Source organism: Pseudomonas vanderleydeniana (assembly GCF_014268755.2).
Lineage (GTDB): Bacteria > Pseudomonadota > Gammaproteobacteria > Pseudomonadales > Pseudomonadaceae > Aquipseudomonas > Aquipseudomonas vanderleydeniana.
The window spans coordinates 2861595-2874412 of record NZ_CP077093.1; the positions used below are offsets into that span (position 1 = coordinate 2861595).

Annotated in this window: 16 protein-coding genes; 8 read left to right on the forward strand and 8 right to left on the reverse strand. The window is 62.5% G+C overall.

Annotated features, from left to right (window positions below; all coding sequences use genetic code 11):
• The first annotated feature begins 8 nt into the window (after window positions 1-8).
• A complete protein-coding gene (acuI, locus tag HU752_RS12950; protein ID WP_186679861.1) occupies window positions 9-992 on the forward strand; it encodes an acrylyl-CoA reductase (NADPH) in 984 nt (327 codons plus the stop codon).
• Here the strand turns inward: acuI and alkB are convergent.
• Genes alkB through HU752_RS12965 form a run of 3 tightly spaced genes read right to left on the reverse strand, consistent with a single transcriptional unit; the run spans window position 989 to window position 2177 of the window.
• A complete protein-coding gene (gene alkB, locus HU752_RS12955) occupies window positions 989-1651 on the reverse strand; it encodes a DNA oxidative demethylase AlkB (RefSeq protein ID WP_186679863.1) in 663 nt (220 codons plus the stop codon). The two genes, acuI and alkB, sit on opposite strands and share 4 nt — an antisense overlap.
• Window positions 1652-1672: 21 nt before the next feature.
• On the reverse strand, window positions 1673-1834 hold the full coding sequence (locus HU752_RS12960; RefSeq protein ID WP_186680309.1) for a hypothetical protein: 162 nt from the start codon (window positions 1832-1834) through the stop codon (window positions 1673-1675).
• 37 nt (window positions 1835-1871) lie between these two features.
• Complete coding sequence (locus HU752_RS12965; RefSeq protein ID WP_186679865.1) at window positions 1872-2177, reverse strand: DUF1883 domain-containing protein; 306 nt, start codon at window positions 2175-2177, stop codon at window positions 1872-1874.
• 211 nt (window positions 2178-2388) lie between these two features.
• Here HU752_RS12965 and HU752_RS12970 point away from each other — a divergent pair, with 211 nt between their 5' ends.
• Window positions 2389-2748 (forward strand): hypothetical protein, encoded by a 360-nt coding sequence (locus HU752_RS12970; RefSeq protein WP_186679867.1) that lies wholly within the window; start codon window positions 2389-2391, stop codon window positions 2746-2748.
• A gap of 20 nt (window positions 2749-2768) precedes the next feature.
• On the opposite strand, the gene HU752_RS12975 is transcribed toward HU752_RS12970, so the two are convergent.
• Together HU752_RS12975 and HU752_RS12980 are read right to left on the reverse strand one after the other, a co-directional pair.
• Window positions 2769-3050: a hypothetical protein gene (locus tag HU752_RS12975; RefSeq protein WP_186679869.1), complete on the reverse strand. Its 282-nt coding sequence runs from the start codon at window positions 3048-3050 to the stop codon at window positions 2769-2771.
• Between the two features lie 11 nt (window positions 3051-3061).
• Window positions 3062-3244, reverse strand: coding sequence for a hypothetical protein (locus HU752_RS12980; RefSeq protein WP_186679871.1), 183 nt, complete (start codon window positions 3242-3244; stop codon window positions 3062-3064).
• A gap of 279 nt (window positions 3245-3523) precedes the next feature.
• Here HU752_RS12980 and galU point away from each other — a divergent pair, with 279 nt between their 5' ends.
• From galU to HU752_RS13005, 5 genes are all read left to right on the forward strand, one after another.
• On the forward strand, window positions 3524-4363 hold the full coding sequence (gene galU / locus HU752_RS12985; protein ID WP_054059651.1) for a UTP--glucose-1-phosphate uridylyltransferase GalU: 840 nt from the start codon (window positions 3524-3526) through the stop codon (window positions 4361-4363).
• A 132-nt stretch (window positions 4364-4495) separates the two neighbouring features.
• Window positions 4496-5854, forward strand: a complete 1359-nt coding sequence (gene gorA / locus HU752_RS12990) for a glutathione-disulfide reductase (protein ID WP_186679874.1) — start codon at window positions 4496-4498, stop codon at window positions 5852-5854.
• Between the two features lie 2 nt (window positions 5855-5856).
• Complete coding sequence (locus tag HU752_RS12995; protein WP_186679877.1) at window positions 5857-6624, forward strand: AraC family transcriptional regulator; 768 nt, start codon at window positions 5857-5859, stop codon at window positions 6622-6624.
• Window positions 6625-6729: 105 nt separating this feature from the next.
• Window positions 6730-6903, forward strand: a complete 174-nt coding sequence (locus tag HU752_RS13000) for a DUF1427 family protein (protein ID WP_186679880.1) — start codon at window positions 6730-6732, stop codon at window positions 6901-6903.
• Between the two features lie 34 nt (window positions 6904-6937).
• A complete protein-coding gene (locus HU752_RS13005; RefSeq protein WP_186679883.1) occupies window positions 6938-7897 on the forward strand; it encodes a quinone oxidoreductase family protein in 960 nt (319 codons plus the stop codon).
• Between the two features lie 221 nt (window positions 7898-8118).
• On the opposite strand, the gene HU752_RS13010 is transcribed toward HU752_RS13005, so the two are convergent.
• A complete protein-coding gene (locus tag HU752_RS13010) occupies window positions 8119-8664 on the reverse strand; it encodes a DUF4946 domain-containing protein (RefSeq protein ID WP_186679886.1) in 546 nt (181 codons plus the stop codon).
• A gap of 482 nt (window positions 8665-9146) precedes the next feature.
• On the opposite strand from HU752_RS13010, the gene HU752_RS13015 reads away from it, so the two are divergent.
• Window positions 9147-10424 (forward strand): serine/threonine transporter, encoded by a 1278-nt coding sequence (locus tag HU752_RS13015; protein WP_186679889.1) that lies wholly within the window; start codon window positions 9147-9149, stop codon window positions 10422-10424.
• Window positions 10425-10452: 28 nt separating this feature from the next.
• Here the strand turns inward: HU752_RS13015 and HU752_RS13020 are convergent, their stop codons facing one another.
• Together HU752_RS13020 and HU752_RS13025 are read right to left on the reverse strand one after the other, a co-directional pair.
• Entirely contained in the window at window positions 10453-11361 is a 909-nt protein-coding gene (locus HU752_RS13020; protein ID WP_437182343.1) for a helix-turn-helix transcriptional regulator, read from the reverse strand.
• Complete coding sequence (locus HU752_RS13025) at window positions 11358-12776, reverse strand: aminotransferase (RefSeq protein WP_186679896.1); 1419 nt, start codon at window positions 12774-12776, stop codon at window positions 11358-11360. The genes HU752_RS13020 and HU752_RS13025 overlap by 4 nt, the downstream gene beginning before the upstream one ends.
• Window positions 12777-12818 lie beyond the last annotated feature (42 nt).

Below are 12818 nucleotides of genomic sequence, written 5' to 3' on the forward strand. Positions count from 1 at the left end.
AGGCAAATGTGTTCAGCGGCATTTTGATCGAAAAGGATGACAACGGTTACCGGGCCAACCTGGCCTCGCTCGACGAGGCGCAACTGCCTCCGGGTGACGTGACGGTGCGGGTGGCCTACAGCACCCTGAACTTCAAGGACGGGCTGGCGATCACCGGTGCAAGCCCGGTGGTGCGCAGCTTCCCGATGGTGCCGGGCATCGATCTGGTGGGTACGGTGGAGCACAGCAGCCACGCCGACTACCAGGCCGGTGACTGGGTGCTGCTCAATGGCTGGGGTGTCGGCGAAGGGCATTGGGGCGGCCTGGCGCAGAAGGCCCGGCTCAATGGCGATTGGCTGATCCCGTTGCCCAAGGGCTTTACCCCGGCGCAGACCATGGCCGTCGGCACCGCAGGGTATACCGCGATGCTCTGCATCCTGGCGCTGGAGCGCAACGGCCTGACGCCGGACCAGGGTGAAGTACTGGTGACCGGGGCCAATGGTGGCGTCGGCAGCTTTGCCGTAGCGCTGCTGGCACGACTCGGTTATCGGGTGGTGGCTTCGACCGGACGGACCGACGAACACGCCTATCTGCAGCAACTGGGGGCTACCGAGGTCATCGATCGCCAGGCGCTGTCGCAGCCGGGCAAGCCGCTGGCGAAAGAGCGTTGGGCGGCGGCCATCGACTCGGTGGGCAGCCATACGCTGGCCAATGTCTGCGCCAGTACCCGGGCCAACGGCACCGTGGCCGCCTGTGGCCTGGCCCAGGGCATGGACTTTCCGGCGACGGTCGCGCCGTTCATCCTGCGTGGCGTGACCCTGGCCGGGATCAACAGCGTGACCCAGCCCCGGGCGCAACGCATCGTGGCCTGGGAGCGCCTGGCAAGAGACCTCGATCTTGAGCAACTGGCACTGATCAGTCGGGAAATCAGCCTGCGTGAAGCCCTGGACGTGGCACCCCGTCTGCTTGCCGGGCAGGTGCGCGGACGAGTGGTGGTCGACGTCAATCGTTAGCGCGGGCCGGCGCGGCGCAGGGTGAAATTGATGCGCTGTGCCCCCAGTACGGGATGGTGACCGTCCTTGACCGGCAGGATGCCGTGAAAGCGCAGGCGGTCGACGCCGCCCCAGACCACCACGTCGCCGTGCTGTAGCGGGATGCGCAGGCTCCTGTCGGCGCGTTCATGCCCACCGAACAGGAACATGGCCGGCAACCCCAGCGACACCGAGACCACCGGGGCAGTCAGGTCGTGTTCGTTACGGTCCTGGTGCAGGGACATCTTTGCGCCTGGTACATAACGATTGATCAGGCAGGCATCGGGTACGAAATCTGCGAAACCCGCTGCCTCGGCTGCGTCCACCGCCAGTTGCCGAATCACCTCGGGCATGGTCGGCCAGGGCTGGCCATTGTGCGGATCGGTGGCGCTGTAGCGATAGCCGTCGCGATCGGTGGTCCAGCCCCAGTCACCGCAACTGCTCAGGCTGGCAGACATGGTGAAGCCGCCCGGGGTGACCATCTGGCGAAAGGGCGCCTGGCGTAGCACCTGGCGCAGGGCGGGAAGCAACTGCTCGACCCGGGGTAGGGCAAAACCCCGGAGTACCCAGGATTGTTCGCCGATCCGCTCGTGGCGTTCGGGCTGCCGCAGGTCCTGGTCGGCAAACAGATCAAGGGTCATGCGGGTTTCTCGCCGTCTTGCCTACAGCGCCTTGCTGACTTTCACATCGGCAATGACGTCATCCTTGCCATGCATCGCTTCCAGCGCGGCACGGGCTTCGGCTTCAGTGCCGTTCTCCAACTGGGCGAACTCGAAACGGCGTTCGCCGTTGAGGGTGTATTTGATGACATATTTTGTCGTCACGATCATTCCACTCATTAAAGGAAGGTGAGGTCGGGATTCAGCGCAGTTTCGAGCTGGAGCGACGGATGATGCGAATCGAGTGCTTCATGTTCGGCTTGCGGGTGACGCTGATGGCGCGCTTGGTCACCACGGTGTCCAGGGTGATGTTCCAGAAGCCGGTGCTGGGGACGGTGATTCGGGCCGGGAAGGTGTCGAAGGCGCCGCCATGGTAGGTGTGGCGACCGCCGTTCTTGAAGCTGCGGAAGTTGGCGTCGCTCATCAGGCGGATGTTGCAGGTCTGGGAGCATTCGATCACGACAATGTCGTCTTCGTTGAGGTGCTCGCGCTGGTGGATGAATTTCATGACCGCCTCCAGAAGGCTTTTTCTACAAAATCAAAAAGATAGCACGTGGCGCAGCTCGATTTTACGGCTACGATGGATTGACTCTCCGGGTAAGGTGACAAGTCTGACGGATTACACCGCCTTGTCGCCAGAAAAGTTGGATTAAATTCCACGTCAAAAGGGAGAAAAATCGCATGGATGCTGTCGGAGCGTCTTTATTGGAGGTTTTTTCATGAAGTGGGGCGCTTGGGGCTTGGCGGTGCTGGCGTTGGGAGGGTGTGCAACGGTCTCGGATATCCAGCAGACACCCCCGACATTGAATGTGATTTCGGGCAAGAAACCCGATGAATACGCCAGGTGCGTGGATACGATCCTCAACAAGAGCCGCGGCCCTTCGTTGCTGACGCCGCACAAGAGCGGGATCAAGATGGTGGTGCGCGATCGCCTGTCGAGTTCGCCGGCGGCGCTGCTCGATATCGAGGAGCGCTCCAGTGGCAGCAGCATCAAGCTCTACGAGAGCATGTCGAACAACCCGCTGCGTTCCGGTGCGGTACTCGATGCGGCGACCCACTGCATTTCAGGCCAACCCTGAGGTTGGCCTGAACACCTGCGTCACTTGCAGATCACGACCACGGTGCGGCTCTTGAAGTTGCCGACATCCACGCCCAGGGTCTTGTCGCTTTCCTTGGGTTGCGGCGTACCATCGGTACCGACGATGGTGTAGCCGGTACCGGCACAGGAATCATCGGCCTTTTCATAGCATTTGGCCCAGGACATCGCTTCGCCGGAGCAGTCGATCTCCAGGCCCTGTTGGCCGTTGTTCAGATAGGTCTTGGAGGCTGTAGCGCATCCCGCCAGGGCCAGTACCGCGAGCAGTGCCAGAAAACGCTTCATGTCGTTCAGCCTTATTTGTCGCGGCGCTTGGCCGCCGGGGCAGGAGTATCCTCGAACACCGAAGCCACTTCACTGGCCAGGGCTTCGCTGGCGAACGGGCCGGCGATCTGTTCGCCGTCGACACCCGCCACCCACCATTGGCCATCGGCGGCCTGGGTAATCAGGTAACCGTTCACTTTCTTTGCTGCCGACATCGATCCGTCTCACTGGTTGGGGAAATGTCACGATGATAGCGCAGAACGCGGCGCAAACCGCTATCAGCGGCTAGAATTGACGCTTTGGAGGCAGGCTGGCGCGGGTTTGTCGAGCGTAGCCAAGACCGGGCATCGACAATTTTTCAATGCTTTGGAACTATCTGCCCCAGTTTTTCTCTATGTTGACGTCAGTATGCTATCAGCGGGGCATTGTAAGGTGACTGCCGCCTGATTAGACTGCGCCGAAACTCGTACACACCGCCCTTTTTAAGGACTCATATGATCAAGAAATGCTTGTTCCCAGCAGCCGGTTACGGTACTCGCTTCCTGCCAGCGACTAAGGCCATGCCCAAAGAAATGCTGCCGGTGGTGAACAAGCCACTGATCCAGTACGGCGTTGAAGAAGCGCTGGATGCTGGCTTGAACGAGATCTCGATCGTCACCGGCCGCGGCAAGCGCGCGCTGGAAGACCACTTCGACATCAGCTACGAGTTGGAAAACCAGATCAAGGGCACCGACAAGGAAAAATACCTGGTCGGTATCCGCCGCCTGCTGGACGAGTGCTCGTTCTCCTACACTCGCCAGACCGAAATGAAAGGCCTGGGCCACGCGATCCTGACCGGCCGTCCGCTGATCGGCGACGAGCCGTTCGCCGTGGTGCTGGCGGACGACCTGTGCGTCAACCTGGAAGGTGACGGCGTACTCAAGCAGATGGTCAAGCTGTACAAGCAGTATCGCTGCACCATCGTGGCGATCATGGAAGTCGACCCACAGGAAACCAGCAAGTACGGTGTGATCGCTGGCGACCTGATCGGTGACGACCTGTACCGCGTCCGCAACATGGTCGAGAAGCCGAAGCCGGAAGACGCTCCGTCGAACCTGGCGATCATCGGTCGCTACATCATGACCCCGGACATCTTCAACCTGATCGAGCAAACCGAGCCAGGCAAGGGTGGCGAGATCCAGATCACCGATGCCCTGATGAAACAGGCGCAGGACGGTTGCGTAATCGCCTACAAGTTCAAGGGCAAGCGTTTTGACTGCGGTGGCGCCGAAGGCTACATCGACGCCACCAACTTCTGCTTCGAGAACTTCTACAAGACTGGCAAGGCTTACTAAGAGCCCGCAGTTTCGTTGCGTTGCAAAAAAAGGCCACCTTCGGGTGGCTTTTTTGTTTTCTGCCCTTAGGTAATGGCTAACTGACCTGAGAGGCTACAGCGGGTATGCTGTGTGCCTGCCGAGGAGATAGAAATGGCCTACGATTTTGATCTGTTTGTGATTGGCGCCGGTTCCGGCGGTGTGCGTGCAGCGCGGTTCGCCGCCGGTTTCGGGGCCAAGGTGGCGGTGGTCGAAAGCCGCTACCTGGGAGGCACCTGCGTCAACGTCGGTTGCGTGCCCAAGAAGCTGCTGGTCTACGGATCGCACTTCGCCGAGGATTTCGAGCAGGCCAAGGGCTTTGGCTGGTCGCTGGGCGAAGCGAGCTTCGACTGGGCGACCCTGATCGCCAACAAGGACAAGGAGATCAATCGCCTCAACGGCATCTATCGCAACCTGCTGGTCAACAGCGGCGTCACGCTGCTCGAAGGTCATGGCAAGCTGGTCGATCCGCACCAGGTCGAGGTCAACGGCCAGCGCTACAGCGCCCGGCATATCCTGATCGCGACGGGCGGCTGGCCACAGATTCCCGACATTCCAGGGCATGAACACGCCATCAGTTCCAACGAGGCGTTTTTCCTCAAGGAACTGCCCAAGCGCATCCTGGTGGTCGGCGGTGGCTACATCGCCGTCGAGTTCGCCGGCATTTTCAACGGCCTGGGCGCCGAGACCCAGTTGCTGTATCGCGGCGACCTGTTCCTGCGTGGCTTCGACGGTTCGGTGCGCAAACACTTGGCCGAGGAGCTGACCAAGCAGGGCCTCACGCTGCAGTTCAACAGCGATATCGAGCGTATCGACAAGCAGGCCGATGGCAGCCTCAAGGCTACCCTCAAGGACGGTCGCGAACTGGTCGCCGACTGTATTTTCTACGCCACCGGGCGTCGTCCGATGCTGGACAACCTGGGCCTGGAGAACACCGGGGTGAAGCTGGACAAGAACGGTTTCATTCAGGTCGATGAGCTGTACCAGACCGCCGAGCCGTCGATCCTCGCCCTGGGCGATGTCATCGGGCGTGTGCAACTGACGCCGGTGGCCCTGGCCGAAGGCATGGCCGTGGCCCGTCGCCTGTTCAAGCCCGAGCAGTATCGCCCGGTCGACTACAACCAGATCCCCACGGCGGTGTTCAGCCAGCCGAACATCGGTACCGTCGGCCTGACCGAGGAACAGGCGCGTGAGCAGGGCCATGAGGTGACCATCTTCGAAAGCCGTTTCCGGCCGATGAAGCTGACCCTGACCGACTGCCAGGAGAAGACCCTGATGAAGCTCGTTGTGGATGCCCGTACCGACAAGGTCCTGGGTTGCCACATGGTCGGGCCGGACGCCGGCGAGATCATCCAGGGCCTGGGTATTGCGCTGAAGGCCGGTGCCACCAAGCAGCATTTCGACGAAACCATCGGCGTGCATCCGACGGCGGCCGAGGAGTTCGTCACCCTGCGTACGCCTGTCGCGGGCTGATCATGGCCCTGGCCGCGCCGCCCGACCTGAGCGACACCAACCGGCCAGTGCAGCCGCTGGCCCGGACCTACCCGCGAGGCTTGTTCATCGAGCCCCACGAGCATGTCTGGGGGCAGTTGCTGTATGCGATGTCGGGGGTGATGTGGGTCGAGACACCCCACGAGGCACTGGCGGTGCCGCCACAGCGAGCGGTCTGGCTACCACCGGGCGTCTCCCACGGCATCCGGGTGGTGTCGGACCTGCAGATGCGCAACATCTACCTGCGTCCGGCCCTGGCCGCGACCCTGGAAAGCTCGGTCCAGGTGATCGAGGTCGGCGGGCTGTTGCGTGAGTTGATCATTGGCCTGGTGGAGCAGGCCGACGAGACCCAGGGCGAGTACTACGAAGCACTGGCCAGCCTGGCGCTGTTGGAACTGCGGCGAGCTCGGCGGTCGATGCTGAAGGTCGCCCTGCCTTCCGGCAGTGATCGACGCTTGCTGACCGTGTGCCAGGCGGTGATGGGTGCACCGTCGCTGGCGATTTCCTTCGACCAGCATGCCGAGACCGCCGGTGCCAGCGTGCGTACCCTGGCGCGCTTGTTCCAGGCGGAGCTGGGCATGGGTTTCGCCGAGTGGCGACGCCAGGTGCAACTGGCGACGGCAGTGGCAGAGCTGGTCCAGGGCGTGCCGGTCAGTCGCATCGCCCGCGCGCTGGGGTATTCGCCCAGCAGTTTCAGCGACATGTTCCGTCGGGCCCTGGGCATCTCGCCCTCGCATTACCCGGTGGATTGAGCCGCTCCTTCCAGCGGTTGTCCGATATTCAGAAGCCTTTGGCCGACAGCGTGGGTTTGTCGGTCATAGACTGCGGGCATTCTCTCCTGAAGCCTGGATTTCATCATGAGCTATCTGATTTCCCTCGCCATTGGCCTTGCCGTCGGGTTGCTTTACGGCGGGCTGGATTTCCGTTCCCCGGCGCCTCCCGCCGTGGCCCTGGTGGGCCTGCTCGGCATGCAGTTGGGCGAAAAGGCCTGGCCGCTGGGCAAGCAACTGGTGGCTGGCTGGTTGTCCTGAAACTCTTTCCTTTCCCTGTCTGGATGCGCACTTCATGAAAGCCCTGCAATTTTTGAAAACCGGCGACTTGTCCGCCCTGCAACTGGTCGACCTGCCGATGCCCGTACCCGCTGTCGGCGAGGTGCTGGTGCAGGTCAAGGCGGCCGGCCTGAACCCCAGCGACGTGAAGAACGTGCTGGGCCGTTTTTCCTACACCACCTTGCCGCGAGTGCCTGGGCGTGACTTCGCCGGGGTGGTGGTCGAGGGCCCGCAAGCGTTGATCGGTCAGGAGGTCTGGGGCACCGGCAAGGAGCTGGGTTTCACTGGCGACGGTTCCCACGCGCAGTACCTGACCTTGCCGGCCGATGGGGTGGCGCTCAAGCCGGCGCACCTGAGCTTTGCCCAGGCGGCCAGCCTCGGCGTGCCGTACACCACCGCCTGGGATGCTCTGGAGCGCAGCCTGGTGAAAGACGGCACCCGGCTGCTGGTGATCGGCGCCAACGGCGCGGTCGGCAGTGCGGCCATCGCCCTGGCGAAGATTCGTGGTGCGCAGGTGCTGGCGGCGGTACGTCGGCCGGAGCAGGCCGAGGCGCTGCGGGCCCGCGGTTTCGATGCCATCGTGTTGGACAAGCCGGAGGACCTGGCGGCCTCGGTCAATGGCGTATTCCCTGGCGGTGCCGAGGTGATTTTCGATACCACGGGGTTCTGGTTGCCTGCGGCGGTGGCAGCCCTGGCAACGTTTGGCCGCATCGCAATCATCGCCGCGCCGGTCGACGGGCATGTGCAATTGCCGGCGTTGGCCCTGTATCGCAAGGGGGGCTCGGTGGTTGGCATCAACTCGCTGCTTTACGGCACCGTGGCATGCGCGCGGATGCTCGAACAGTTCGGTCGCTTCTTTGATGAAGGGCTGTTGGCGTTGCCCTCGGGCTTGCGCGAATCGCCGCTGGCGGATGGGCCGGCGCGGTATGCCGAGGTCAACCAGGGCAGCAGCGAGAAGGTGATTCTGCTGCCCTGAAGCGGATCGTTCCCACGCTCTGCGTGGGAATGCAGCCCGTGACGCTTTGCGTCACAAGCGCGGACGCCGAGCTTCCAGAGAGGCATTTCCACGCGGAGCGTGGGAACGATCGAGTCTTCGCAAGGGCGGCAAATGGGGTGGTTTGAGCTACGACCGTGGTGTCCCACGACGCAGATGCCGCGATGCTCACCCACGGATTCCTGGCGGGCTGGGGCCCGGCCTCAGGGTTCCAGGTGCAGGCTGGCGCGGATGCCGTTGACCACTGGCTCCTGGGCCTTGTAGCCGTCCGCGGAGCCGGCATACAGCAGGGAATAGGCCTTGCCCTCACGTGCCGCAGCCACCAGGGTCTGGGTCATCACGTGGCCACCGTTCTGGGTGATGGTGCAAGTGGTTTCCACCGCTGGCATGCCGCCCAGGGTGCTGTCGTGAATGCGATTGCAGACGCTCATGAAGCCACGTTCGACGAAGTTCTTCTGCACCGCCTTGCGCATTTCCAGCAGTACGCCGGGCAGGTTGACCTCGTGGCCGGGGGTGAGGGCCGACTGGGTCAGTTCCATGACCATCAGCGGGTCGCCGTTGGCATCGTTCTTCACCGCGCGTTGGCGCAGGCCGCTGATCACCTCGCCAGCGGCGTTTTGCGCCGGTGGCAGTGTCTGCACCTCCCAGTTGCCGGGCCAGGTGATCATCAGGTCATCCGCCAGGGCGGAAGAGCCGCCGAGCAGCAGGAGCAGGGCGGTAAAACAGGCGCGGGATCGAACAGGGGTCATGGAAGGCACTGGCAAGGGAAGATGGACATTATTGTTACAGTGTATCAATAGTTTGATGCAAGAAACCGATTCTTCTACGTGGTCTTGAGCTCAACGGCGTATTGGAACGAGTGGCCATGGCCATTTTCATTGGATTTTCTATTTTTCATTATTAATCAATAACTTAATCTTGGGTGGGGTGCCTGGCTTCCAGGCCGGACGGGTGTGCTGTCCCGATCGGCTGGGTTCTTGCCGATAAAATCAGGGAAAACCTGTCTTTGTAGTGCTGTGACGACAGGTCGCATCTGCGCCGCGCGGCCCCTCGGGCTGCCGTACACAAGCCCCTGGAAACCGCGACACAGGCGACCGTTGCTCAGCTAACCCTTTGCTTCTCAAGCTTTATCCCGGACAATCGCGCCCCTCTTATGGCCGGGGCGCTGCCAACAAGTTGTTCTTTCCGCCCCGGTCGCGTGGTAATGACCGGCTAACGGAGACTCGACCGGATGAATGACCAGGCCAACAGCGTCGACGAACGCTATGAATCGGCGCCCGCTGCACTGAGCAGCTGGAGCCGTCACGATACCACCTGGATGCTGGGCCTGTTCGGCACGGCGATCGGCGCCGGGACCCTGTTCCTGCCGATCAACGCGGGGCTGGGCGGCTTCTGGCCGTTGCTGATCCTGGCGTTGCTGGCGTTCCCGATGACCTTCTACGCCCACCGTGGCCTGACCCGCTTCGTGCTCTCCGGGCGCGACGGCGCGGACATCACCGAAGTGGTCGAGGAGCATTTCGGTCTCACCGCCGGTGCATTGATCACCTTGCTGTACTTCTTCGCGATCTTCCCGATCCTGCTGATCTACAGCGTCGCCCTGACCAACACCGTGGGCAGCTTCCTCGAGCACCAGTTGCACATTGCGCCACCACCGCGGGCGATCCTGTCGCTGGCGCTGATCCTCGGCCTGCTGGCGGTGGTGCGTTGCGGCGAGCAACTGATCGTCAAGGCCATGAGCATGCTGGTCTATCCGTTCATCGTCGCCCTGGCACTGCTGGCGGTGTACCTGATCCCGCACTGGAACGGGGGCATCCTCGCCACCGCCAGCAGTGTCCCAGAGCCTTCGGCGCTGCTGCACACACTGTGGCTGGCGATTCCGGTGATGGTGTTCTCGTTCAACCACTCGCCGATCATCTCGGCCTTTGCGGTTGACCAGAAGCGTCGTTATGGCGTCCACGCCGAAGAGCGCAGCAGCCAGATCCTGTCCCGCGCGCACCTGTTGATGGTGGTGATGGTGCTGTTCTTCGTGTTCAGTTGCGTGCTGACTCTGTCGCCGGCACAACTGGCCGAAGCCAAGGCGCAGAACCTGTCGATCCTGTCGTACCTGGCCAACCACTTCAGCAACCCGACCATCGCCTTTGCCGCGCCGCTGATTGCTTTCGTGGCGATCTCCAAGTCGTTCCTCGGCCATTACATCGGTGCCAGCGAGGGCCTCAAGGGGCTGATCATCAAGAGTGGCCGCAAGCCGGGTGCCAAGGCGCTGGACCGCATGACCGCAGCCTTCATGCTGGTGGTCTGCTGGCTGGTGGCGACGCTGAACCCGAGCATCCTGGGCATGATCGAGACCCTGGGCGGGCCGATCATCGCGGCGCTGCTGTTCCTGATGCCGATGTATGCGATCCGTCGCGTGCCTTCGATGCGCCAGTACTCGGGCAAGCTGTCCAACGTGTTCGTCACGCTGGTCGGGCTGGTCTCGATCTCGGCGCTGATCTACTCGCTGGCGTCCTGATTTCGCGGGAGCCGGCTCCCACATCAGGTCAGCCCTGGCGCAGCCAGTCGATGAACTGGGCGAACAGCTCCGACTGGGAGCTGATCCCCAGTTTCAGATAGAGATTCTTGCGGTGCATGCGCACGGTTTCCGGGGAAATGTTCATTTCCCTGGCCGTGGACTTCACCGAGTGGCCGCGCAGGACCATCTGCGCCGCTTCACGCTCACGCTCGGTCAGCACTTGGCAACCGAAGCGGCTGAAGGCCGCCTGGATACGTCGGCTGACTTCGGCGTCCCGGACCAGCCCTTCGGCCGGCGGGTCGAACAGCAACGGATGGCGTTGCAGCCCCCGCCCTGAAAACTCCCGCACCAGTGCCCTTACCATCGGTTCGACCGCGCGCAGCAGGCTCAACTGTGCCGCGTTCAGGTTCTCGGCACCGAGGCCCTGGAACAGGCTGATGGAGATCTTGCTGTGCTCGTCCAGGTTGACGATGTAGTAGCTGTCTTCGGCGCAACCGAGCTTGAGGTAGTAGGTCCTGTAGTACTCGCTGTCGAAGAAATCGTCCGGGGCGATTTCCGCCAGCGGATAGAAACCTTCGGCCAGGCCGTTCTCCACGGCCAGGCAGAAGGGGTCGAGCAGGTAGCCGGCGGTAAAATACCGTTCGATCAGCGCGGCGCGAAACTCCTCGGGGATACCCTGCAGGTAGAGCAGTTGCGGCGGGCGGTCCTTGCGTTCCAGGCTGATCATCACCGATTCGACCGGCACCAGCTCGGCGAAGGCCTGGGCCAGGTGGTTCAGGCCATCGGGCTGGTCGAGGTGGGCAAAGGCGTCCGCCAGCCCGGCATGCCAGCGGTGCAGGGCGTCACAACAGAGGCGGGTATCGTCGACTACGGGGCTCATGCCCCGCAGTCTAACCAGTGCCCGTGGCGTCCGCCAAGTGGCGGTCAGTGCGTTCATCGACCGGTGTACTGACCGCTTTTCTGCAGTTCGTCAGCCACTTCGAGAATGCATTCGCGCAAGGTCTCGACGATTTCATCGACCTGGGCACGGCTGATGATCAGCGGCGGCGACATCACGTTCAGGTGCATGATCGGCCGCACCAGCAGGCCCTTGGCCTGGGCGCGCAGGTGGATGCGTTCGCCGATGTTCAGCTTGTCCGGGAACAGCTCGCGGGTCTGCTTGTCGGCGACGAACTCGACGCAGGCCATCAGCTTCAGGCAACGCACGTCGCCCACCAATGGCAGTTCGCGCAGGCTGCCCAGGCGCTGTTCCAGGTAGCTGCCGACTTCCTCGACATGCCCCAGCAGGTTTTCCCGCTCGATGATCTCGATGTTCTTCAGCGCGGCGACGCAGCACACCGGGTGGCCGCTGTAGGTGAACCCGTGGGTGAAGCAGCGGCCCTTGCCCGGCTCGCCGATCACCTTCCAGATCCGCTCGGAGAAGATGCAGGCGCCCAGTGGCAGGTAGGCGGAGGTCAGGCCCTTGGCGGTGGTGATGATGTCCGGCTGTACGTCGAACACGTCGAGGGACGAGAAGAACTTGCCCAGCCGGCCGAAGGAGGTCACCACTTCGTCGGCGACGAACAGAATGTCGTACTGCTGGCAGACTTCCCACATGCGACGCAGATAGCCCTTTGGGGGAATGATCACGCCGCCGGAGCCCATGACCGGTTCGGCGAAAAATGCCGCGACCTTGTCCTCGCCGATGCTGAGGATCTTGTCCTCGAACTCGGCCACCAGGAATTCAAGGAACTGCTCCTCGTCCATGCCCTCCGGCGCACGATAGGGATTGGGGTTGGACACGTGGTGGATGCGGTCGTTGGCATAGTCGAACTCGGGCACCCGGTCGGCGGCCTTGTTGCCGATCGACATCGCCACCGTGGTCGAGCCGTGGTAGGCGTTGTAGCGCGCGATGATGTGTTTCTTCTGCGGCTTGCCACGGCTGTTCTGGTAGAACTGCACCAGGCGATAGGCGGTGTCCACGGCGGTGGAGCCGCCGGTGGTGAGGAACACGTGGTTCAGGTCGCCGGGGGCCAGGCTGGCAAGCTTTTCACACAGGCGGATGGCGGCCGGGTTGGCCATGTCGCAGAACGGGTTGGAGTAGGCCAACTGGCGTACCTGCTCGACGATGGCTTCGGCCATTTCCTCGCGGCCCAGGCCGATATTGGTGCACCACATGCCGCCCACCGCATCGAGGAAGCGGTTGCCTTCGGTGTCATAGATGTAGGCGCCATCGCCGGCGACGATGTTCAGGGCACCTTGTTCGCGGTGTTCGTCGAACATGTGGTAGCCGTGCATGTAGTGCGCCTTGTCCGCTTCGACCAGCTCTTGCTGATCGAAACCGGCGAGAAAGGCGGGAGTTGGAATGGCCATGGGGCTGTCCTTTGTCGTTGGAGTTGATTGGGGAGCTGTTCG